At 71.8% G+C, this 18,351-nt stretch carries 20 protein-coding genes; 3 read left to right on the forward strand and 17 right to left on the reverse strand.

Going from position 1 to position 18,351, the window contains the following annotated elements:
• Positions 1 to 17: 17 nt before the first annotated feature.
• Positions 18 to 1,319, reverse strand: a complete 1,302-nt coding sequence (gene tyrS / locus HNR14_RS02430) for a tyrosine--tRNA ligase (RefSeq protein ID WP_179699657.1) — start codon at positions 1,317 to 1,319, stop codon at positions 18 to 20.
• A gap of 138 nt (positions 1,320 to 1,457) precedes the next feature.
• Here tyrS and HNR14_RS02435 point away from each other — a divergent pair, with 138 nt between their 5' ends.
• Both HNR14_RS02435 and HNR14_RS02440 read left to right on the forward strand, forming a co-directional pair.
• Positions 1,458 to 2,099: a DNA-binding protein gene (locus HNR14_RS02435; protein WP_179699658.1), complete on the forward strand. Its 642-nt coding sequence runs from the start codon at positions 1,458 to 1,460 to the stop codon at positions 2,097 to 2,099.
• Positions 2,096 to 2,701 carry a hypothetical protein gene (locus HNR14_RS02440; RefSeq protein ID WP_179699661.1) on the forward strand — a complete coding sequence of 202 codons (606 nt, stop codon included), beginning with the start codon at positions 2,096 to 2,098 and terminating at the stop codon, positions 2,699 to 2,701. Before HNR14_RS02435 ends, HNR14_RS02440 begins: the two co-directional genes overlap by 4 nt.
• Positions 2,702 to 2,717: 16 nt before the next feature.
• On the opposite strand, the gene HNR14_RS02445 is transcribed toward HNR14_RS02440, so the two are convergent.
• From HNR14_RS02445 to HNR14_RS02500, 13 genes are all read right to left on the reverse strand, one after another.
• Positions 2,718 to 3,347 (reverse strand): DNA-3-methyladenine glycosylase, encoded by a 630-nt coding sequence (locus tag HNR14_RS02445; RefSeq protein ID WP_179699662.1) that lies wholly within the window; start codon positions 3,345 to 3,347, stop codon positions 2,718 to 2,720.
• A gap of 17 nt (positions 3,348 to 3,364) precedes the next feature.
• Positions 3,365 to 3,490, reverse strand: coding sequence for a hypothetical protein (locus HNR14_RS21105; protein ID WP_021765105.1), 126 nt, complete (start codon positions 3,488 to 3,490; stop codon positions 3,365 to 3,367).
• Positions 3,490 to 4,959 carry an argininosuccinate lyase gene (argH, locus tag HNR14_RS02450; RefSeq protein ID WP_246311508.1) on the reverse strand — a complete coding sequence of 490 codons (1,470 nt, stop codon included), beginning with the start codon at positions 4,957 to 4,959 and terminating at the stop codon, positions 3,490 to 3,492. Before argH ends, HNR14_RS21105 begins: the two co-directional genes overlap by 1 nt.
• Positions 4,956 to 5,894 carry an ornithine carbamoyltransferase gene (gene argF / locus HNR14_RS02455; protein ID WP_179699663.1) on the reverse strand — a complete coding sequence of 313 codons (939 nt, stop codon included), beginning with the start codon at positions 5,892 to 5,894 and terminating at the stop codon, positions 4,956 to 4,958. The genes argH and argF overlap by 4 nt, the downstream gene beginning before the upstream one ends.
• A gap of 22 nt (positions 5,895 to 5,916) precedes the next feature.
• Positions 5,917 to 7,062: an acetylornithine transaminase gene (locus tag HNR14_RS02460; RefSeq protein WP_246311649.1), complete on the reverse strand. Its 1,146-nt coding sequence runs from the start codon at positions 7,060 to 7,062 to the stop codon at positions 5,917 to 5,919.
• Positions 7,063 to 7,109: 47 nt separating this feature from the next.
• Positions 7,110 to 8,066, reverse strand: coding sequence for an acetylglutamate kinase (argB, locus tag HNR14_RS02465; protein WP_246311509.1), 957 nt, complete (start codon positions 8,064 to 8,066; stop codon positions 7,110 to 7,112).
• A gap of 1 nt (position 8,067) precedes the next feature.
• Positions 8,068 to 9,222: a bifunctional glutamate N-acetyltransferase/amino-acid acetyltransferase ArgJ gene (argJ, locus tag HNR14_RS02470; protein WP_179699665.1), complete on the reverse strand. Its 1,155-nt coding sequence runs from the start codon at positions 9,220 to 9,222 to the stop codon at positions 8,068 to 8,070.
• Positions 9,219 to 10,262, reverse strand: coding sequence for an N-acetyl-gamma-glutamyl-phosphate reductase (gene argC / locus HNR14_RS02475; protein WP_179699666.1), 1,044 nt, complete (start codon positions 10,260 to 10,262; stop codon positions 9,219 to 9,221). The genes argJ and argC overlap by 4 nt, the downstream gene beginning before the upstream one ends.
• A 225-nt stretch (positions 10,263 to 10,487) precedes the next feature.
• Positions 10,488 to 13,031 carry a phenylalanine--tRNA ligase subunit beta gene (pheT, locus tag HNR14_RS02480; protein WP_179699668.1) on the reverse strand — a complete coding sequence of 848 codons (2,544 nt, stop codon included), beginning with the start codon at positions 13,029 to 13,031 and terminating at the stop codon, positions 10,488 to 10,490.
• Positions 13,031 to 14,071 carry a phenylalanine--tRNA ligase subunit alpha gene (pheS, locus tag HNR14_RS02485; protein ID WP_179699671.1) on the reverse strand — a complete coding sequence of 347 codons (1,041 nt, stop codon included), beginning with the start codon at positions 14,069 to 14,071 and terminating at the stop codon, positions 13,031 to 13,033. The genes pheT and pheS overlap by 1 nt, the downstream gene beginning before the upstream one ends.
• A gap of 11 nt (positions 14,072 to 14,082) precedes the next feature.
• Positions 14,083 to 15,126 carry an SRPBCC domain-containing protein gene (locus HNR14_RS02490; RefSeq protein ID WP_179699673.1) on the reverse strand — a complete coding sequence of 348 codons (1,044 nt, stop codon included), beginning with the start codon at positions 15,124 to 15,126 and terminating at the stop codon, positions 14,083 to 14,085.
• The gene (locus tag HNR14_RS02495) at positions 15,123 to 15,485 is read right to left on the reverse strand and encodes a metalloregulator ArsR/SmtB family transcription factor (protein ID WP_179699674.1); all 363 of its coding nucleotides are present in this window, start codon (positions 15,483 to 15,485) and stop codon (positions 15,123 to 15,125) included. The genes HNR14_RS02490 and HNR14_RS02495 overlap by 4 nt, the downstream gene beginning before the upstream one ends.
• A gap of 51 nt (positions 15,486 to 15,536) precedes the next feature.
• Positions 15,537 to 16,337, reverse strand: a complete 801-nt coding sequence (locus HNR14_RS02500) for a TrmH family RNA methyltransferase (protein WP_179699676.1) — start codon at positions 16,335 to 16,337, stop codon at positions 15,537 to 15,539.
• Between the two features lie 102 nt (positions 16,338 to 16,439).
• Here HNR14_RS02500 and HNR14_RS02505 point away from each other — a divergent pair, with 102 nt between their 5' ends.
• Positions 16,440 to 16,799, forward strand: coding sequence for a hypothetical protein (locus HNR14_RS02505; RefSeq protein WP_179699679.1), 360 nt, complete (start codon positions 16,440 to 16,442; stop codon positions 16,797 to 16,799).
• Positions 16,800 to 16,969: 170 nt separating this feature from the next.
• Here the strand turns inward: HNR14_RS02505 and rplT are convergent, their stop codons facing one another.
• From rplT to infC, 3 genes are read right to left on the reverse strand one after another with little or no spacing between them, the layout of a single operon-like run.
• Positions 16,970 to 17,356, reverse strand: coding sequence for a 50S ribosomal protein L20 (gene rplT / locus HNR14_RS02510; protein ID WP_021765189.1), 387 nt, complete (start codon positions 17,354 to 17,356; stop codon positions 16,970 to 16,972).
• Positions 17,357 to 17,388: 32 nt separating this feature from the next.
• Positions 17,389 to 17,583, reverse strand: coding sequence for a 50S ribosomal protein L35 (gene rpmI, locus HNR14_RS02515; protein WP_021765188.1), 195 nt, complete (start codon positions 17,581 to 17,583; stop codon positions 17,389 to 17,391).
• A complete protein-coding gene (infC, locus tag HNR14_RS02520) occupies positions 17,583 to 18,239 on the reverse strand; it encodes a translation initiation factor IF-3 (protein ID WP_081704095.1) in 657 nt (218 codons plus the stop codon). Before infC ends, rpmI begins: the two co-directional genes overlap by 1 nt.
• Positions 18,240 to 18,351 lie beyond the last annotated feature (112 nt).

Raw genomic sequence — 18,351 nt, forward strand, 5'->3', positions numbered from 1 at the left:
TCAGACTACTCGTCGGCCTATTCGACGAACACGCCGGCGAGTGTCTTCTTGCCGCGCCGCAGCACGACCATCCCGCCCGGGAGCGCCGCGTCGCCGATGGGCGCGTCCGCGTCCTCCGCCTTCGCGTTGTTCGTGTACACGCCGCCCTGGGCGACCGCCCGGCGCGCCTCGCCGAGGCTCTTGGTGAGCCCGGTGTCGGCGAGCGCCTGCGCGATCGTCGTGCCCGGCGCGGTGGTCGTGTTCGGCAGCTCGCGCAGGGCCGACTCCAGGGTGGCTCGGTCGAGGGAGGCGAGGTCGCCCTGGCCGAACAGCGCCTCGGCCGCCGCGATGGCCGCCTCGGTCTGCTCGACTCCATGGACGAGGGTCGTCACGTCGCGGGCGAGGCGGAGCTGCGCCTCGCGGCGGAACGGCTCGTCGGCGACCTTGTGCTCGTACTCGGCGATCTCGTCGCGGGTGAGGAACGTGAACACCTTGAGGCGGCTGATCACGTCCGCGTCGTCGGTGTTGACCCAGAACTGGTAGAACGCGTACGGGCTGGTCAGCTCCGCATCGATCCAGATCGCGTTGCCCTCGCTCTTGCCGAACTTGGTGCCGTCGCTGTTGGTGATGAGCGGCGTGCCGATTGCGTGCACGTGGGCGCCCTCCACCTTGCGGATGAGCTCGGTGCCGCTGGTGAGGTTGCCCCACTGGTCGCTGCCGCCGGTCTGCAGCACGCAGCCGTACTGGCGGTACAGCTCGAGGAAGTCGAGGCCCTGCAGGATCTGGTAGCTGAACTCGGTGTACGAGATGCCCTCGTCGGAGTTCAGGCGCGCCGAGACGGCGTCCTTCTTGAGCATGGTGCCGACGCGGAAGTGCTTGCCGATCTCGCGCAGGAAGTCGATCGCCGAGAGCGGCGCCGTCCAGTCGAGGTTGTTGACGAGGCGCGCAGCGTTGTCGCCCTCGAAGCTCAGGTACTTCGACACCTGGCCCTGCAGCGAGCGCACCCACTCGGCGACGGTCTCGCGCGTGTTCAGCGTGCGCTCGGCGGTCGGCCGCGGGTCGCCGATGAGGCCGGTCGAGCCGCCGACGAGCCCGAGGGGCTTGTGGCCGGCCAGCTGGAGGCGGCGCATGGTGAGCAGCTGCACGAGGTGGCCGAGGTGGAGGCTCGCCGCCGTCGGGTCGAAGCCGCAGTAATACGTGACCGGTCCGCCCGCGAGGAGTTCTTTGAGTGCGGCCTCGTCGGTGGAGACGTGGACGAGACCGCGCCAGACGAGCTCGTCCCAGATGTCGTCGAAGGACGGGTCGATGGCCTGCGTTTCGAGGGTGGCGGATTCGGACATCTGCCCAGATTATCAGCGGGAGGGCCGCCTCCCCCGCCGCCCCGAATCAGGGCCAGGGGCCTGATCGACTAGCAATCAGGTCCCTACGCCTGATAGAGTTCCGATCAGGCCACCAGCCCTGACCGTTCAGGAGGACCGATGTTCGTGATCACCGCGGACCAGGTCGGCAGCCGCACCGGCCCCGACCTCGCCACCGAGACGATGCGCGCCCTGCAGGAGCGCCACGGCGAGACCCTCGCCCTCCCCGTCGACCGCAACGCCGGAGACGAGCTCCAGGCGTTGTCGCGCGACCCCGCGACCGCCCTCGCCCTGGTGCTCGAGCTGACCCGCGACGGCCTCTGGAGCGTCGGGGTCGGACTCGGCTCGGTCCGCCTCCCCCTCCCCGCCCAGACCCGTGCCGCGAGTGGAGACGCCTTCGTCGCGGCGCGCACTGCGGTCGGCCGCGCGAAGAAGTCCCCGACGCGGTTCGCTGTGGAGGCGGTCGCCGACCCCGAGGCCGCTCACGACGTCGAAGCCCTCGCCGACCTCCTCCTCACCCTCCGGGACGGGCGCTCCCCCGCCGGCTGGGAGCTCTACGACCTCATCTCCGCGGGCCTGACCCAGGCCGAGGCCGGCGCACGCCTCGGGATCACGCCGCAGTCGGTGAGTGATCGCGCCCGCGCCGCGAACCTCCGCGTCGAGCTGGCGGCCGTCCCCGCCCTGACTAGGCTGTTGGCGAGCGCCGATGCCGCCCAGCACGTCGCTCCCCGCTCGACCGCGCACGACTCGGAGGACGAATGACGACACTGCCCCCGGCGGCCTTCCTCGCCTTCCTCTTCCCGCACGCGGTGTGGGTGCTCGTCCTGCTGCTGACGATCGCCGCCCTCTGCTGCATGGTCGCCACCCTGCGCACGCCCCGGCGCCCTCTCGTCTACACGGCGAGCGGCCTCCTCGCGGTCGCGTTCGTCCTCGCGGTGCTGCCGCAGGAGCAGGCTCCCCTGGAGTTCCGCCTCTTCATCGGCATCGCGGCGCTCGCGCTCAGTGTCGCGGGAGGCGGTCCCGCCTCCCAGCTGGTCCTCGCCCTCGCCACGCGCAGCACGACGGTCGCGGGCGACCACGGCGGCATCGTCGTGCACGACCGCTCCACCGGCTCGTCGGCCGACGCCACCCGCGAAGTGCTGCGCGGCGGCACCACCATCGGCTTCCTGGAGCGCTTCGCCACCACGGGCGCGATCATGGCGGGCTTCCCGGAGGCGCTCGGCGTGCTCATCGCCATCAAGGGCGTCGGCCGCTTCACCGAGCTCGACACCGCCGAAGCGCGCGAGCGGTTCATCATCGGCACGCTCGTCAGCATCACCTGGGCGTGCGTCTGCGCGGGACTGTTCCGCTTCGTCGCGGCCTGAGTTCCGTCGTCGACGCTCAGTCGTCCGACTTCGGGTGCCGCTTGTAGGGCGACACCGTCGGGTCTCCCGGCAGCCAGTAGCGCCACGGGAATGCCGCCCCTCCTCCGGCGCCCGAGACACCGGTGCGCGGGCCGGTCGCGTACTCCGCCTGCTCGTCCGGCAGCAGCAGCTCGAAGCGACCGCCGAACAGGTCTGCGCCGTCGTCGGCCAGCGCGATCCCGGCCGCGACGACCAGCCGCGCCGGTCCGCGCGCGAGGTCGCGGTGCGGGATGGTGCGGCCGCTCGCCCCGACCCGGCGCACCTCCGCGAGGGGCTCCCCCTCGACCACCTCGGCCGCCCGCAGGAGCACCGCCGTGGCCTCGCCCTCCGGCGAGCAGACGACGTTGGCGCACACGTGCATCCCGTACGTGAAGTACGCGTACAGGTGCCCGGGCGGACCGTACATCACCGCATTGCGCTTGGTGCGGCCGCGGAAGGCGTGCGAACCGGGGTCCAGCCCGTCGCCGATGTACGCCTCCACCTCCGTGATGCGGAGCCCGACCGTCCCCTGCGCGGTGGTGTGGCGGAGCACGGCGCCGAGGAGGCGCGGCGCGACCTCCAGCGACGACGCCTCGAAGACCTCGCGTCGGGGATGGTGCAGCGGCATCGCGGGACGGGTCCGCGTCAGAAGATGCGGCCGCCCGCGGCGACCGCGACGATCAGCCCGACGACGATGACCGCGATCGCGACCACGACGATCGTCGGGATGATCCACGGACGCTTCGGCGGCGTCTGCTCGGGGCGGGCCATCAGACGAGGTCCCGTCGCGTCGCGGCGAACGAGCCGGTGAAGGCGCGCACGCGCTCGGTGAGGGCCGCGAGCTGCTCGGCCACCCGTTCCGGTGCCGTCCCTCCGACGCCGGCGCGGCTGGCGACCGAGCCTTCGACGGTGAGCACGGAGCGCACCTCCGGGGTCAGCAGCGGCGAGACGGCGGCGAGCTGGGCATCGTCCACCTCGTGCAGCTCCAGGCCGTTCTCCTCGGCGAACTTCACCAGGCTGCCGGTGATCTCGTGCGCGTTCCGGAACGGGACGTGCTGCTTGACCAGCCACTCCGCGACGTCGGTCGCGAGCGAGAAGCCCTGCGGCGCGAGCTCCGCCATCCGGTCGGTGTGGAAGCGGAGGGTGGCGACCATGCCCGCGAAGGCGGGGAGCACGACCTCCAGCGTCTGCACCGAGTCGAACACCGGCTCCTTGTCCTCCTGCAGGTCGCGGTTGTACGCGAGCGGGAGGCCCTTGAGCGTCGTGAGCAGTCCGGTCAGGTTGCCGATGAGGCGGCCGGCCTTGCCGCGGGCGAGCTCGGCGATGTCGGGGTTCTTCTTCTGCGGCATGATCGACGAGCCGGTCGAGTAGGCGTCGTCGAGGGTGACGAAGCCGAACTCGCGGGTGTTCCAGAGGATGATCTCCTCGGCGAAGCGGGAGAGGTCCACGCCGATCTGCGCGGCGATGAAGGCGAACTCCGCCACCACGTCGCGCGCGGCGGTGCCGTCGATCGAGTTCTCCGAGCTGGCGGCGAAGCCGAGCTCGCGCGCGACCAGGAGCGGGTCGAGACCGAGCGTCGAGCCCGCCAGGGCGCCCGAGCCGTAGGGCGAGACGTCGGCGCGCTTGTCCCAGTCGGCAAGGCGCTCCAAGTCGCGCACGAGCGGCCAGGTGTGCGCCAGCAGGTGGTGGGCCAGCAGCACCGGCTGGGCGTGCTGGAGGTGCGTGCGACCCGGGAGGATCGCCGTCGGGTGCGCGTCGGCCTGCGAGGCGATCGCGTCGATGAGGCCGATCAGCCGTTCGGCGATGACCCCGGCGTGGTCGCGCAGGTAGAGGCGCACCAGCGTGGCGATCTGGTCGTTGCGGCTGCGGCCGGCACGCAGCTTGCCGCCGAGCTCGGCGCCCGCGCGCTCGATCAGACCGCGCTCCAGCGCGCCGTGCACGTCCTCGTCGGACTCGGCCGCGACGAACGCGCCCGAGACGACGTCGGCGTCCAGCTGGTCGAGCGCGGCGAGCATGCCTGCCAGCTCGGCGTCGTCCAGGTAGCCCGCTGCGGCGAGCGCCGTGGCGTGCGCACGGGAGCCCGCGATGTCGTAAGCGGCGAGCGCCCAGTCGAAGTGGGTGGACTTGCTCAGCGCGGCCAGCTCGGGCGAGGGCCCGCCCGCGAACCGGGCGCCCCAGAGGGACCCCTCGCCGGTCTTGCCGACTCCGGTGCCGTCCGTGCCGTCCATCTCCGCGCTCATGCGGCCTCCTCCTGGTTCTTCTCGAGCAGCCAGGCCAGCAGGGCCTTCTGCGCGTGCAGCCGGTTCTCGGCTTCGTCCCAGATCACGGACTGGGGGCCGTCTATGACGTCCGCCGCCACCTCGTAGCCGCGGTAGGCGGGGAGGCAGTGCAGGAAGATCGCGTCGGGTGCGGCCTGCGCCATGATCGCGGCGTCGACCTGGTAGTCGCCGAAGGTGGCGAGGCGCTGGGCCTTCTCGGCCTCCTGACCCATCGACACCCAGGTGTCGGTGACGACGACGTCTGCGCCGGCCGCCGCGGCCGCCGCCTCGGTGAAGACCTCCACAGAGCCACCCGTGCTCTCGGCGATGCGGCGCGCGTCGGCGAGGATCGCCGGGTCGGGCGCGTACTCCGCGGGGGCGGCGACGCGCACGTGCATCCCGGCGGTCGCGCCGCCGAGCAGGTACGAGTGCGACATGTTGTTCGCCCCGTCGCCGAAGTAGCTCATCGTCAGCCCGGCGAGCGAGCCCTTATGCTCCTGGATGGTCTGCAGGTCCGCCAGGATCTGGCACGGGTGGAACTCGTCCGAGAGCGCGTTGACGACCGGCACCCTGGTGCCCGCCGCCATCTCCTCCAGGCCCGCCTGGGCGAAGGTGCGCCAGACGATGGCGGACACCATGCGCTCGAGCACCCGCGCGGTGTCGGCGACCGACTCCTTGCCGCCGAGCTGGCTGTCCGCGCTCGAGACGACGAGCGGGCTGCCGCCCAGGTCGGCGATGCCGACGGCGAACGAGACGCGCGTGCGGGTCGACGTCTTGTCGAAGAACACGGCGACGGTCTGCGGACCCTCCAGCGGCTTGCGCGCGTACGGATCGCGCTTGAGCTCGGCCGCCAGGGCCAGGATCTCGGCCTGCTCGGCCGGGGAGATGTCGTCGTCGCGGAGGAAGTGCCTGGTCATCGGATTCTTTCGTCTCGGGAGGTCAGAGGGCGGCGAGGGCGCGGCCGAAGCGCTCCCGGAACTCCGCCAGTTCGGCGTCGCCCACGATCAGCGGCGGCGCGAGCCGGATGCTGGACTCGTTCGGGGCGTTGATGATGAGGCCCTCGGCGAGGGCGGCGTCGGACAGGCGGTGCGCCTCCCCCTCGGTGAGCCCGATGCCGATCAGTAGACCGGCGCCGCGCACGTCGCCGATGAGCGGCGAGTCGTAGGACCGGATGATGGCCCGCAGCTCCTCCCCGCGGCGAGCGGCGTTCTCGACCAGGCCGGCGCGCTCGATCTCGCCGAGCACGGCGTTGCCGGCCGCGGTCGCGAGCGGGTTGCCGCCGAAGGTGGAGCCGTGCTGGCCCTGGGTGAAGAGGTCGGAGGCCCAGCCGAACGTGACGAGCGCACCGATCGGCACACCGCCGGCGATCCCCTTCGCGACGGTCACCGCGTCCGGGAGGATGCCCTCGTGCTGGTAGGCGAACCAGCGGCCGGTGCGGCCGACGCCCGTCTGGATCTCGTCCAGGATGAGCAGCGCGCCGTGCTGCTCGGTGAGCTCGCGGGCGCGGGCCAGGAAGCCGGCGGGCAGGTCGAGCACGCCCGCCTCCCCCTTGATCGGCTCGATGAAGAGCGCGGCGACGCGGTCGTCGATCGCCGCCTCCAGCGCCGCGATCGTGGAGTCGATGTGCTCGACGCCGCCCGGGAGCGGCTCGAACGCCTCGCGCATCGGCGGCTTGCCGGTGAGGGCGAGGGAGCCCATGGTGCGGCCGTGGAACGCGTTGTTCAGCGCGAGCACGCGGGTGCGGTGGCCGTGCGGTCCGCGGTTCAGGCGCGCGAGCTTGAAGGCGGCCTCGTTGGCCTCGGCGCCCGAGTTGCCGAAGAGCACGCGGCCCTGGTCGCCCGCGCCCGTGATGGTGCGGAGGCGCTCCGCGAGCTCCAGCTGCGGTGCGGTCGAGAAGTAGTTGGAGACGTGGGCGAGCGTGCCCACCTGGCGGCTCACCGCCTCCACCAGTGCCGGGTGCGCGTGCCCGAGCGAGTTGACCGCGATCCCGGCGAGGAAGTCGAGGTACTCGACCCCGTTCGTGTCCCAGACCCGGCAGCCCTCGCCGCGCGCCAGCATCAGCTTCGGCGTCGCCAGCGTGCGCATGATGGCGTCGCCGAAGCGACCCTTCCACTGTCCCTGTGTCAGCTCGCTCACGCGGGCACCACCTCCGTTCCGATTCCGGACTGCGTGAAGACCTCGAGCAGGATCGAGTGCGGCACGCGCCCGTCGATGATGGCCGCCTTCTCGACGCCGCCGTCGACCGCGTCGAGACAGGCCGCCATCTTCGGGATCATGCCCGACTCGAGGGAGGGCAGCAGCTCGCGCAGGTCGTCGGAGTCGATCTTCGACAGCAGCGAGTCACGGTCGGGCCAGTCGCTGTAGAGGCCGGCGACGTCGGTCAGGATGACCAGCTTCGCGGCTCCGAGGGCGACGGCGAGCGCGGCCGCCGCGGCGTCGGCGTTCACGTTGAGCGCCTGCCCCGGGTCGTCGATGTCCGGCGCGATGGAGGAGACGACCGGGATGCGGCCGGCCGCGATCTGCGCGTGCACGGCCTCCGGGTTCACTCCGACCACGTCGCCGACGAGACCGAGGTCGACCTCCTCGCCGTCCACGACCGCTCCGCGGCGCCGGCCCTGGAACAGGCCCGCGTCCTCCCCCGAGAGGCCGGCCGCGAGCGGGCCGTGCTTGTTGATGTTGCTGACGATGTCGCGGCTGATCTGCCCGGTGAGCACCATGCGCACCACATCCATCGCCTCCGGGGTGGTCACGCGGTAGCCGCCGCGGAACTCGGAGTGGATGCCGAGCCGGTCGAGCATCGCCGAGATCTGCGGTCCGCCGCCGTGCACCACGACCGGGCGGATGCCCGCGTAGCGGAGGTAGACCATGTCCTCGGCGAAGGTGCGCTGCAGGTCCTCGTTCACCATGGCGTTGCCGCCGAACTTGATGACGATGATCTGGTCGTGGAACCGCTTGAGCCAGGGCAGCGACTCGATCAGGGTCGCTGCCTTGGCGGCTGCCGCAGAGCGGTCCTCCGCCTCGTCGATGGCCTCGGTGTCGATGGCTGCCGGGTCGATGCCGGCGGGGTCGATGTCAGAAGGAGTCGTCATATCAGCTGGCGTACGCACTGTTCTCGTGCACGTAGTCGTGCGTGAGGTCGTTGGTCAGGATGGTCGCCGTCTCGGCTCCCGCGTGCAGGTCGATCAGCACGTGCACGGCGCGGGGCGCGAGGTCGACGAGGTCGCGCGGCTGGTCCGGCTCCCCCGCGGTGCAGACCTGGACGCCGTTGATCGCGACGTCGATCCCGTACGGGTCGAACGCGGCGCCGGTCGTGCCGACGGCGGCGAGCACCCGGCCCCAGTTGGGGTCGTTGCCGAAGATCGCGGCCTTGAAGAGATTGCTGCGCGAGACCGCGCGTCCGACCTCCACCGCCTCGTCCTCCGAGTGCGCGTTCACGACCTCGATGGCGATGTCGTGGGAGGCGCCCTCGGCGTCGGCCTGGAGCTGCTCGGCCAGGCTGCGGCACACCTCGGTCAGGGCGAGCGCGAAGGCCGCCTCGTCGGGCACCACGCCGCTCGCGCCGGAGCCGAGCAGGGCGACGGTGTCGTTGGTGGACATGCAGCCGTCGGAGTCGAGGCGGTCGAACGTGACCCGGGTGGCGGTGCGCAGTGCGCGGTCCAGCTGCTCGGAGTCGAGCACGGCGTCGGTGGTGAGCACGACGAGCATCGTGGCGAGGCCCGGCGCCAGCATCCCGGCGCCCTTCGCCATGCCGCCGACCGTCCACCCCTCGGGTGCGCGGTGCTCCGCCTCCTTGGGCCGGGTGTCCGTGGTCATGATGGCCTCGGCGGCGCCCAGACCCGCGTCGGTCGCCAGGGCGGTGGAGGCGGCCTCGACGCCCGCGACGAGCTTGCCGAGGTCGAGCTGGTCGCCGATCAGACCGGTCGAGCAGACGAGCACGTCACCGGCGGAGATGCCGAGCCGCTCGGCCACGGCCTCGGCCGTCGCGTGCGTGGTCTGGAAGCCCTGCGCGCCGGTGTAGCAGTTGGCGCCGCCGGAGTTGAGGACGATCGCCGACACGACACCGTCGGTCATGACCTGCTCGCTCCACAGCACCGGGTTCGCCTTGCAGCGGTTGGTGGTGAAGACGGCGGCCGCCGCGGTGAGAGGGCCGAGGTTGCGCACGAGCGCGAGGTCGCGCTTGCCGCTCGACTTGAGACCGGCGACGACGCCTGCTGCGGCGAATCCGGATGCTGCGGTCACACTCACGGGGCGACTCCATTCACTGCGAGGCCCGTCGTCTCGTCGAGGCCGAGGGCGATGTTGGCGGACTGGATGGCGGCGCCGGCCGTCCCCTTGTAGAGGTTGTCGATCGCGAGCACCGTCACGACGCGGCCCGCGGCCCCGTCCAGGGCGACCCCGATCAGTACCGTGTTCGAGCCGAGCACGTCGGCGGTCCGCGGCACGGACCCGGCGGGCAGCACGTGCACGAACGGCTCGTCCGCGTACGCGGCCTCCCACGTCGCCTGCACCTGCTCGGCCGTGACGCCGGGCTTCACCCGCGCCGTCGTGGTCGCCAGGATGCCCCGCGACATCGGCACGAGCACCGGGGTGAACGAGACGGTCGGGGCGGTGGCGCCGGCCTTGCGGAGGTTCTGCTGGATCTCCGGGATGTGGCGGTGCGTGCCCCCGACGGCGTACGGGTTGGCGGAGCCGAGGATCTCGCTCGCGAGGTACATCGTCTTGAGGCTCTTGCCCGCGCCCGAGGGACCGACCGCGAGCACCGCGACGATGTCCTGCTCCTCGACCAGCCCGGCGTGGATGCCCGGGGCGAGTGCGAGCGAGACGGCGCTGGCGTTGCAGCCCGGTGCGGCGATCCGCGTGGCGCCGGCGATGTTCTCGCGCTGACGGCCGCCACCGACCTGCAGCTCGGGGACGCCGTAGGCCCAGGCGCCGAAGTGCTCGCCGCCGTAGAACGCGGCCCAGTCGGCCGGGTCCTCCAGGCGGTGGTCGGCGCCGCAGTCGACGACGAGCGTCTCGGCCGGCAGCTGCGCGGCGATCTCGCCCGACTTGCCGTGCGGCAGCGCGAGGAAGACGATGTCGTGGCCCGAGAGGTTCTCGGCCGTGGACTCCACGAGCGTGAGGTGCGCCAGCGAGCGCAGGTGCGGCTGGTGCACGATGAGGGGGTGACCGGCGTTCTGATGCGCGGTCACGGTGCGGATCTCGAAGTCCGGGTGATCGGCGAGGATGCGGAGGAGCTCCCCACCCGCGTATCCGGATGCGCCGGCGACGGCGACCGAGAAGGTCATGCTACTTCCTTAGTGAGTGGACGACAGGGGCCTCGGCGACGGCGACGCCCACGTCGACCCACGAAGGGTCGCCCGAACGCCGCCTAGATTCGGCGGTCGCGCAGGCGTCGGCGCAGGGCGCGGGCGGCGAGGGCCGCACGCGAACTCACGGTGCACCGGACGGAAAGCATGCGTCCACCCTAGCGGCCCCGCGGCGCCCGCCGCCACTCGGCGGGCGCCACGGCGTCATTCGCGGATGGCCGCCCCGAACCGCTCGGCGGCGAGCGCCGCTCCGGAGAGCTTCGCCTCGCTCGCCTCGGCAGCGGTGAGCGTGCGGTCCTCCGCGCGGAAGCGCAGAGCGAACGTCAGGCTCTTGCGTCCCTCCGGCAGCCCGGTGCCGCGGTAGTCGTCGACGAGGCGGATGTCCTCGAGCAGCGCGCCCGCACCCTCCTGCACCGCGTCGAGCACCTCGCCCGCGGGCACCTCGACCGGCACGACCAGGGAGAGGTCCTGCGTCGCGGCCGGGAAGCCGGCGATCACACGGGCGACGATGTCGTCGGACGAGACCGCGATGAGCGCGTCCAGGTCGAGCTCGAACACGGCGACCACGCGGGGCAGGTCGAGCTCGGCGGCCAGGGCCGGGAGCAGCTCGCCCGCGTAGCCGATGGCCGTGTCGACGCCGTCGCGACCGCGGGCGATGAGGCGCGCGGTGCGTCCCGGGTGCAGAGCCTGGTGGCTGCTCTGCTCCGGGCGGACCTGCACGCCGACCGCCGCAGCGGCCTGCGCGACCATGGCGAGGGCGTCGGCGATGCCGGCGGCGACCGCCTCCAGTCCCGGCTGCTTCTCGACCGTGTGGCCGACGACGAGCCCGGCGAGATGCCGCGGCTGGGCCGGGATGCCGGCGTTCAGCGCGTCGAGGGTCTCGTCCGCCGGGAGGGCGGCGCCGGGCGGGAGCGTCTCGCTGCCTAGGCGGTCGGCGCTCGGGAGGAACACCGTCCCGAGCTCGTAGATCGACAGGTCGACCAGGCCGCGCGCGATGTTGCGCTTGGCGACGTCGACGAGCCCGGGGAGGAGCGAGGTGCGCAGGTACGGTGCGGTCGCGTCGAGCGCGTTGGCCAGCTTGACGGCGGGCACGCCGCCCGCCTCGGGCGAGCCGAAGAGGTCGTTCTGCTTCTCGCTCACGAACGGGAAGGCGAGCACCTCGGTGGCGCCGTTGTCCGCGAGGATCTGCGCGACGCCGCGGCGGAGCTTCTGCTCGCGGCTGAGCCCGCGCCCGGGAGGCGCGACCGGCAGCACCGAGGGGATGCGGTCGTACCCGACGATGCGGGCGACCTCCTCGGCGAGGTCGGACTTGTCGAGCAGGTCGGGCCGCCAGCTCGGCGGAACGACGAGGAGCGCGCCGGCGGTCTCGGAGACCGATCCGCCGATCTCGGCGAGCGCGCCGCGCACCTCGTCGGCGGTGAACTCCACGCCGATGAGGCCGGCGATGTAGCCGTCGGGGAGGCGGATCGCCTCGGCGTCGGTCGCGGCATCGTGCAGCGAGCCGAGCTCGTCGGCGTGGCCGCCCGCGAGCTGCTCGAGCAGCTGGACGACGCGCGCCGCAGCCGCCACGGCGACGCGCGGGTCGACCCCGCGCTCGAAGCGCTTGGACGCCTCGCTCGGCAGCTTGTGCCGGCGGGCGGTGCGGGCGATCGACACGGGGTCGAAGTTCGCGGCCTCGATCAGGACGTTGGTGGTGCCCTCACCGATCTCGGTGGAGGCGCCGCCCATGACGCCCGCGAGGCCGATCGCACCGGAGTCGTCGGTGATCAGGAGGTCCTCGACGTGCAGCGCACGCGCCTGCTCGTCGAGCGTGACCAGGGTCTCCCCCGGGTGCGCCCGGCGCACGACGAGACCGCCGGTCACCTTGTCGAGATCGTAGCCGTGGATCGGCTGGCCGAGCTCCAGCATCACGTAGTTCGTGATGTCGACGATGAGCGAGATCGACCGGATGCCGGCGAGCTTGAGCCGCGACACCATCCACGGCGGCGTCGGGCGGCTGCCGTCCACGTCGCGCACGACGCGGGTGACGAACACGCTGGAGCCGATGCGCCCGCGGATGGGCGCGCGATCGTCGATCGCGACCGAGAAGCCGCGCGCGTGCTCGGCCGCCGGGGCGACCGCGACGGCGTCGGCGGGGTCGCGGAAGGCCGCTCCCGTCGCGTGCGAGTACTCGCGGGCGATGCCGCGGATCGAGAACGCGTAGCCGCGGTCGGGCGTGACGTTGACCTCCACGGCCGTGTCGTCCAGGCCGAGCAGCGAGATCGCGTCGGTTCCGACCTCCGGGTCGAGGCCCATCGTGACGAGGCGCAGGATGCCGGCGTGGTCGTCGCCGAGGCCGAGCTCGCGGGTCGAGGCGATCATGCCGTCCGACACATGGCCGTAGGTCTTGCGGGCCGCGATCGGGAACGGGCCGGGCAGCACCGAGCCGGGCAGCGTCACGACGACCTTGTCTCCGCGCAGGAAGTTACTCGCGCCGCAGACGATGCCGCGCACGTCCTCGCCGCCGTCGGCCGCAGTCTGCCCCTCCGGGGCGACGCGCACCTGGCACCAGCGGATGGTCTTGCCGTTGCTCTGCGGCTCCTCGACGAAGTCGAGCATCTCGCCGACGACGACCGGTCCGGAGATCTCGAAGGTGTGGATGTCCTCCTCCTCGAGCCCGACGGCGACGAGGGCGGCGTGCACCTCCTCCGCGGTCGTTCCGGGCTCGAGGTCGACGTACTCGCCGAGCCAACTCAGGGGGACGCGCATCAGACCACCATTCCGAACTGCTGGGAGAAGCGGACATCGCCCTCGGCCATGTCGCGCATGTCTTTCACGTCGTTGCGGAACATCAGCGCCCGCTCGACGCCCACGCCGAACGCGAAGCCCGAGTAGACGTCGGGGTCGATGCCCGCGGAGCGGAGCACGTTCGGGTTGACCATGCCGCAGCCGCCCCACTCGATCCAGCGTGCGCCGCCCTTGAAGGTCGGGTGCCACAGGTCGAGCTCGGCGCTCGGCTCGGTGAAGGGGAAGTAGTTCGGGCGCAGGCGCACCTTCGCCTCCTCGCCGAACAGCGTCTTGACGAAGTGGTCGAGGGTGCCGCGCAGGTGCGCCATCGTCAGACCCTTGTCGACGGCGATGCCCTCGGTCTGGGTGAAGACCGGCAGGTGCGTCGCGTCGAACTCGTCGGTGCGGAACACCCGCCCGGGCGCGATGCGGTAGACGGGCAGCTCGTTGCCGAGGAGCGCGCGCAGCTGCACCGGCGAGGTGTGGGTGCGCAGTACCAGGTGCGAGTCGGTGGGCTCGGCGAAGAAGGTGTCCTGCATCGCGCGCGCCGGGTGGTCGGCGTCGAAGTTCAGCGCGTCGAAGTTGTACCACTCGCTCTCGAGCTCGGGCCCCTCCGCGACCTCCCAGCCCATGCCGACGAAGCTGTCGGCGATGCGCTCCTGCAGGAGCGACAGCGGGTGCCGGGCGCCGGGGGTCCAGCGGGAGGCGAGCGCGGTGACGTCGACCGTCTCGGCGGCCAGCGCTGCGGCCTCCTCCTGGGCGGCGATCGCCTGCTCCTTGGCGGCGAACGCCTGGCCAACACGGGCGCGGGCGCCGCCGACGAGCTTGCCCGCCGCAGCCTTCTGGTCGCCGGGCAAGGAGCGGATGCTCGCGTTCAGGCGCGCGAGCGGCGAGCCCTCCGCGGTGTGCTCGTGCCGCACGGCCTTGAGCGCGGCCGAGTCGCCCGCGGCGTCGATCGCGGCGAGCGCCGCCTCGACCGCCGCTTCGACCGAGCCTTCGGTGATTTCGGTGGTTTCAGACACGGTTCCTCAGTCTAGTCGTCGGCGTACACCGGATAGGCGGCCTCCCAGAGCCCCTGCGGACCAGGGACCGTCAGGCCGGCGAGCTCGAGCGTCAGCTGGTCGATCAGCGAGTGCCAGCCCGCCGCGAAGTCCGGCGCCGAGCGTAGCCGCCCGGCGCCGAAGATCTCCTCGATGGGGTCCTGCACCAGGGTGAGGACGGTCGTGCCGGTGTCGCCGTCGTCGAGGCGGAAGGCGACCGAGGCGCTCCCCCAGCTCAGGCGGAGGAGGTGCCCCTCGACGAGATCGAGCACCTCCAGCTCCTGCACGCCGCCCTCCACGTTCGCGTCGCCGAGTCGCATGACGTCGCCGAGGCGCAGCCGGCGCTCGCGCGCGGGGTCGTCCGGCCAGCCCAGCACCGGCCAGAGCCAGCGGCCGACGCGGTCCGGGAGGGTGAGGGCGTCCCACACGTCCGCTCGCGGGGCGTCGAGCACCCGGCGCAGTCGCACGCCCGAGAGTCCGCCGACGCGCTCGGTCTCCCCCGCGACGAGTGCGGCCTCTGCCATCCGGTAGTCGGCGAGGGCCTCGTCGAATGCCGCGGGATCGGCCGCCTCGCCGAGGTAGCCGTCGTGCTCCTCCGCCGATGCGGAGGCCCCGAGCTCCCGCGCCAGGTGGGTGAGAACGTCCTGCCAGCCCGCGCCGTAGACCGAGGCGGTCACGGCCTGCACGCGGCGGTGGTTCAGGCGCAGGATGGCGGACGACGTTCCGGCGGGCTCGATCGTCGCCTCGAGTTCGGTCTCGGCTTCGGTCTCCCCTGCGCCGGTGAACCGCCAGCTGACGAGGAGGCGCGACTCGGGCTCGCAGGCGAGCACGCGTCCCGTCACCCGGGCGTCCCGATCGGGCCCGCCCATGTCGAGCTGGAACGCGTCGGGCGTGCCGCTGAATACGCCGATCCAGCGGGCGAGGCGCGCCGGATCCGTGAGCGCGCTCCAGAGCTCGGCGGGCGTCGCGGGATACTCCCGTTCGACGGTGACGGAGCGGCGCGCGCCGTCGAGGGCGATGTCTCCCCAGAGCGTCACGATCCGGCCTTCCGCGCGGGGACGTGCCGATCCCCGCGCGTCTGCCTCCGGCCGCGGGCGAGCTCGGTGCCGAGCGCGTCGAGGCGCTGCTCCCAGAACGCGCCCAGACCGTCGAACCAGGCGGCCGCGTCGGCGAGCCCGGCTCCGTCGAGGGTGTAGACCCGCTGCTGACCGCTCACACGGGAATCGGCGACGCCGACCTCCCGCAGCACGCGGAGGTGTCGTGACGCGGCGGGCTGACTGATGCCGAACTCTTCCGCCGCCAGGGCGGCGAGCTCCCCTGCTGTGCGATCACCCGCTGCCAGCAGCTCCACGAATCGTCGGCGGACGGGATCCCCGACGGCTTCCAATGCGTCCATGAATGCAAGCTATCATCATTGCGTTATATAACGCAATGGTTAATAAACGGGTCAGGATCGCTGCGCGAACGCAGATTCGTAGAGGCAGACGGAGGCCGCCGTGGCGAGGTTCATCGACTCGGCCTTGCCGTAGATCGGGACCGTGACGGTGCGGTCCACGAGCTCCAGCTGGTCGTCGTCGAGACCGTGGGCCTCGTTGCCGAAGACCCAGGCGGTGGGACGGGACAGGAGGCCGTCCGTGCGGGCGGCGAGGAGGTCCTCCCCCTTGATGTCCGCCGCGAGCACGGTGAGCCCGGCCGAGCGTGCGCGACCGATCACGTCGGCGAGGTCCGCGCCGACGGCGACGGGCACGTGGAAGAGCGAGCCGGTGGTCGAGCGGACCACCTTCGGGTTATAGAGGTCGACCGTGCGGCCGGTGAGCACAACCGCGTCGGCACCGGCCGAGTCCGCGGCCCGGATGATCGTGCCGGCGTTGCCCGGGTCCCGGACCTCCTCGAGCACGGCGATGAGCTTCGGGCCGTCGGCGAAGATGTCCTTCACCGAGGTCGGGAACTGCCGGCAGACCGCGACGAAGCCCTGCGGCGTCACCGTGTCGGCCATCGTCTCGAGCACCTGCTCGGTCACGAACTCGACGTCGACGCCCGCCTCGACGGCGGTCTGCGCGATGTCCGTGTAGCGCTCGAGCGCCGTGGGGGTCGCGTAGAGCTCGACCACGAGTTCGGGTCGAAAGGCGAGCGCCTCGGCGACGGCCTGCGGCCCTTCGAGCAGGAAGAGGCCGGTCTCTGACCGGGCGTTCCGCTTCGCCAGCTTCGCAACGGATCGGACGCGCGGAGAGCGCGGGTTGTCAAGCATGCGACCAGCTTAGGGGCAGCTCCACGCCGGGCCCGGGAGGCGGATCGAACCCTTTCGCGCCGCGTCTCGTGTCTAGGGGAAGAGCCGAAGGAGGCAGGAGCCATGAGGACCGGAACCAGAGCAGTGGTGATCGCGGGTGCCGTCGCACTCGCGCTGAGCGCGGGGACGGCGGGAGCGCTGGCCGCAACGACCGGACGCGGCGGTGCCGACGATCCGCCCAGCGTGATCGAGGACAACGTCCGCGTGCCCGCCGCGACGCCCTCCCCGTCGGCGCCCCGCCCCACACCCGCCACGGTGCCCGCGCCCGGCCCGGCGGTCGACGACCACGGCGCCGACGACCCTGCGACACACGATGTCGGAGACGACCACGGCGCAGACGACCCCGCCACGCACGACGTGGGCGACGACCACGGCGACCACGGCGCCGAGCCCGGTCACGGTGGTCACGGCGGCGACGACTGATCCCGGCGCCCCGCAATTCCGGAGATCTGCCGGCTACCGCACGAGAACGCCGGAGTTCCGGCCCTCTGAGCGGCGTGTCCTCCCGATCGTCCGGAGTTGCTCGACACCCGCACACGCAGAACGGCCCGGTCGACGTGAGTCGACCGGGCCGTTCGTGGTGGTGCAGCTGCTTACGCGGCGGCCTTCGGAGCCGAGGTGTCGGCCGGGAGGGCCTTCTTGGCGGTCTCGACGAGGGCCGCGAAGGTCGCGGGCTCGGTGACGGCCAGCTCGGCGAGGATGCGACGGTCCACCTCGACGCCCGCCAGGCCGAGGCCCTGGATCAGACGGTTGTAGGTGAGGCCGTTGGCACGGCTCGCGGCGTTGATGCGCTGGATCCAGAGACGACGGAAGTCGCCCTTGCGCTGGCGGCGGTCACGGTACGAGTAGACGAGCGAGTGGGTGACCTGCTCCTTGGCCTTGCGGTAGAGGCGCGACCGCTGCCCGCGGTAGCCCTCGGCGCGCTCGAGGATGACCCGACGCTTCTTGTGGGCGTTGACAGCCCTCTTCACTCTTGCCATTAGTCAAACTTCCTTAAAACGTACGGGTGGGGTTACTTGCCGAGCATCCGGCGGACGACCTTCGCGTCCACCTCGGGCACGACCTGGTCGGCGTTCAGGCGACGCTTGCGGTCGCTGGACTTGACCTCAAGGTTGTGGCGCATGCCGGCCTGCTGCTTCATGACCTTGCCGGTGCCGGTGATCTTGAAGCGCTTCTTGGCGCCGGAGTGGGTCTTCTGCTTGGGCATTACTTCTCCTCGTTGGTCGCCTGGGCGGGCGAACTCTCGTCGGACTGCGCAGCGTCGTCTGCGTCAGCAACCTCATCGGTGTCGCGCCCCTGGGCGCGAGCCTTCGATGCGGCACGTTGTGCGTTGGCCTCGGCCTTGGCCTCGGACTTGTTCTTCAGGGGGCTGATGATCATCACCATGTTGCGGCCGTCGATGGTCGGGTTCGACTCGACCTGGCCCAGCTCGGCGACGTCCTCGGCGAAGCGCTGCAGGAGGCGGACACCCTGCTCCGGGCGCGACTGCTCGCGACCGCGGAAGAGGATCATGGCCTTGACCTTGTCGCCGGCCTTCAGGAAGCCTTCGGCGCGCTTGCGCTTGGTCTCGTAGTCGTGCTTGTCGATCTTGAGGCGGAAACGCACCTCTTTGAGGATGGTGTTCGCCTGGTTGCGCCGGGCCTCCTTGGCCTTCTGCGCAGCCTCGTACTTGAACTTGCCGTAGTCCATGATCTTCGCGACCGGCGGCTTCGAGTTCGGCGCAACCTCGACGAGGTCGAGGTCTGCCTCCTGAGCGAGCCGGATGGCGACCTCGATCTTGACGACACCGACCTGCTCTCCGCTGGGGCCGACGAGTCGAACTTCGGGGACGCGGATACGGTCATTCGTACGGGGATCGCTGATGTTTGTCTCCTCTGATCGAGCGATGCTTCACAGCCGCGGATCATCGGGCGACGATCCGGCGAAAGAGGAGGTTCCACGCACCAGCACAGCCCTGCGATCGAAATCGCAGTGC

Source organism: Leifsonia naganoensis, assembly GCF_013410615.1.
GTDB classification, from domain to species: Bacteria; Actinomycetota; Actinomycetes; order Actinomycetales; family Microbacteriaceae; genus Leifsonia; species Leifsonia aquatica.

Coding starts and splice junctions, on each gene's coding strand:
- rplT (WP_021765189.1), bottom strand. CDS start 17,356: ATGGCAAGAGTGAAGAGGGCTGTCAACGCCCACAAGAAGCGTCGGGTC.
- HNR14_RS21105 (WP_021765105.1), bottom strand. CDS start 3,490: ATGGCCCGCCCCGAGCAGACGCCGCCGAAGCGTCCGTGGATCATCCCG.
- argH (WP_246311508.1), bottom strand. CDS start 4,959: ATGAGCGCGGAGATGGACGGCACGGACGGCACCGGAGTCGGCAAGACC.
- HNR14_RS02500 (WP_179699676.1), bottom strand. CDS start 16,337: ATGCTTGACAACCCGCGCTCTCCGCGCGTCCGATCCGTTGCGAAGCTG.
- argC (WP_179699666.1), bottom strand. CDS start 10,262: ATGACCTTCTCGGTCGCCGTCGCCGGCGCATCCGGATACGCGGGTGGG.
- HNR14_RS02435 (WP_179699658.1), top strand. CDS start 1,458: ATGTTCGTGATCACCGCGGACCAGGTCGGCAGCCGCACCGGCCCCGAC.
- argB (WP_246311509.1), bottom strand. CDS start 8,066: ATGACGACTCCTTCTGACATCGACCCCGCCGGCATCGACCCGGCAGCC.
- rpmI (WP_021765188.1), bottom strand. CDS start 17,583: ATGCCCAAGCAGAAGACCCACTCCGGCGCCAAGAAGCGCTTCAAGATC.
- argF (WP_179699663.1), bottom strand. CDS start 5,894: ATGACCAGGCACTTCCTCCGCGACGACGACATCTCCCCGGCCGAGCAG.
- HNR14_RS02505 (WP_179699679.1), top strand. CDS start 16,440: ATGAGGACCGGAACCAGAGCAGTGGTGATCGCGGGTGCCGTCGCACTC.
- HNR14_RS02440 (WP_179699661.1), top strand. CDS start 2,096: ATGACGACACTGCCCCCGGCGGCCTTCCTCGCCTTCCTCTTCCCGCAC.
- HNR14_RS02495 (WP_179699674.1), bottom strand. CDS start 15,485: ATGGACGCATTGGAAGCCGTCGGGGATCCCGTCCGCCGACGATTCGTG.
- tyrS (WP_179699657.1), bottom strand. CDS start 1,319: ATGTCCGAATCCGCCACCCTCGAAACGCAGGCCATCGACCCGTCCTTC.
- pheT (WP_179699668.1), bottom strand. CDS start 13,031: ATGCGCGTCCCCCTGAGTTGGCTCGGCGAGTACGTCGACCTCGAGCCC.
- HNR14_RS02445 (WP_179699662.1), bottom strand. CDS start 3,347: ATGCCGCTGCACCATCCCCGACGCGAGGTCTTCGAGGCGTCGTCGCTG.
- HNR14_RS02460 (WP_246311649.1), bottom strand. CDS start 7,062: ATGCGCACGCTGGCGACGCCGAAGCTGATGCTGGCGCGCGGCGAGGGC.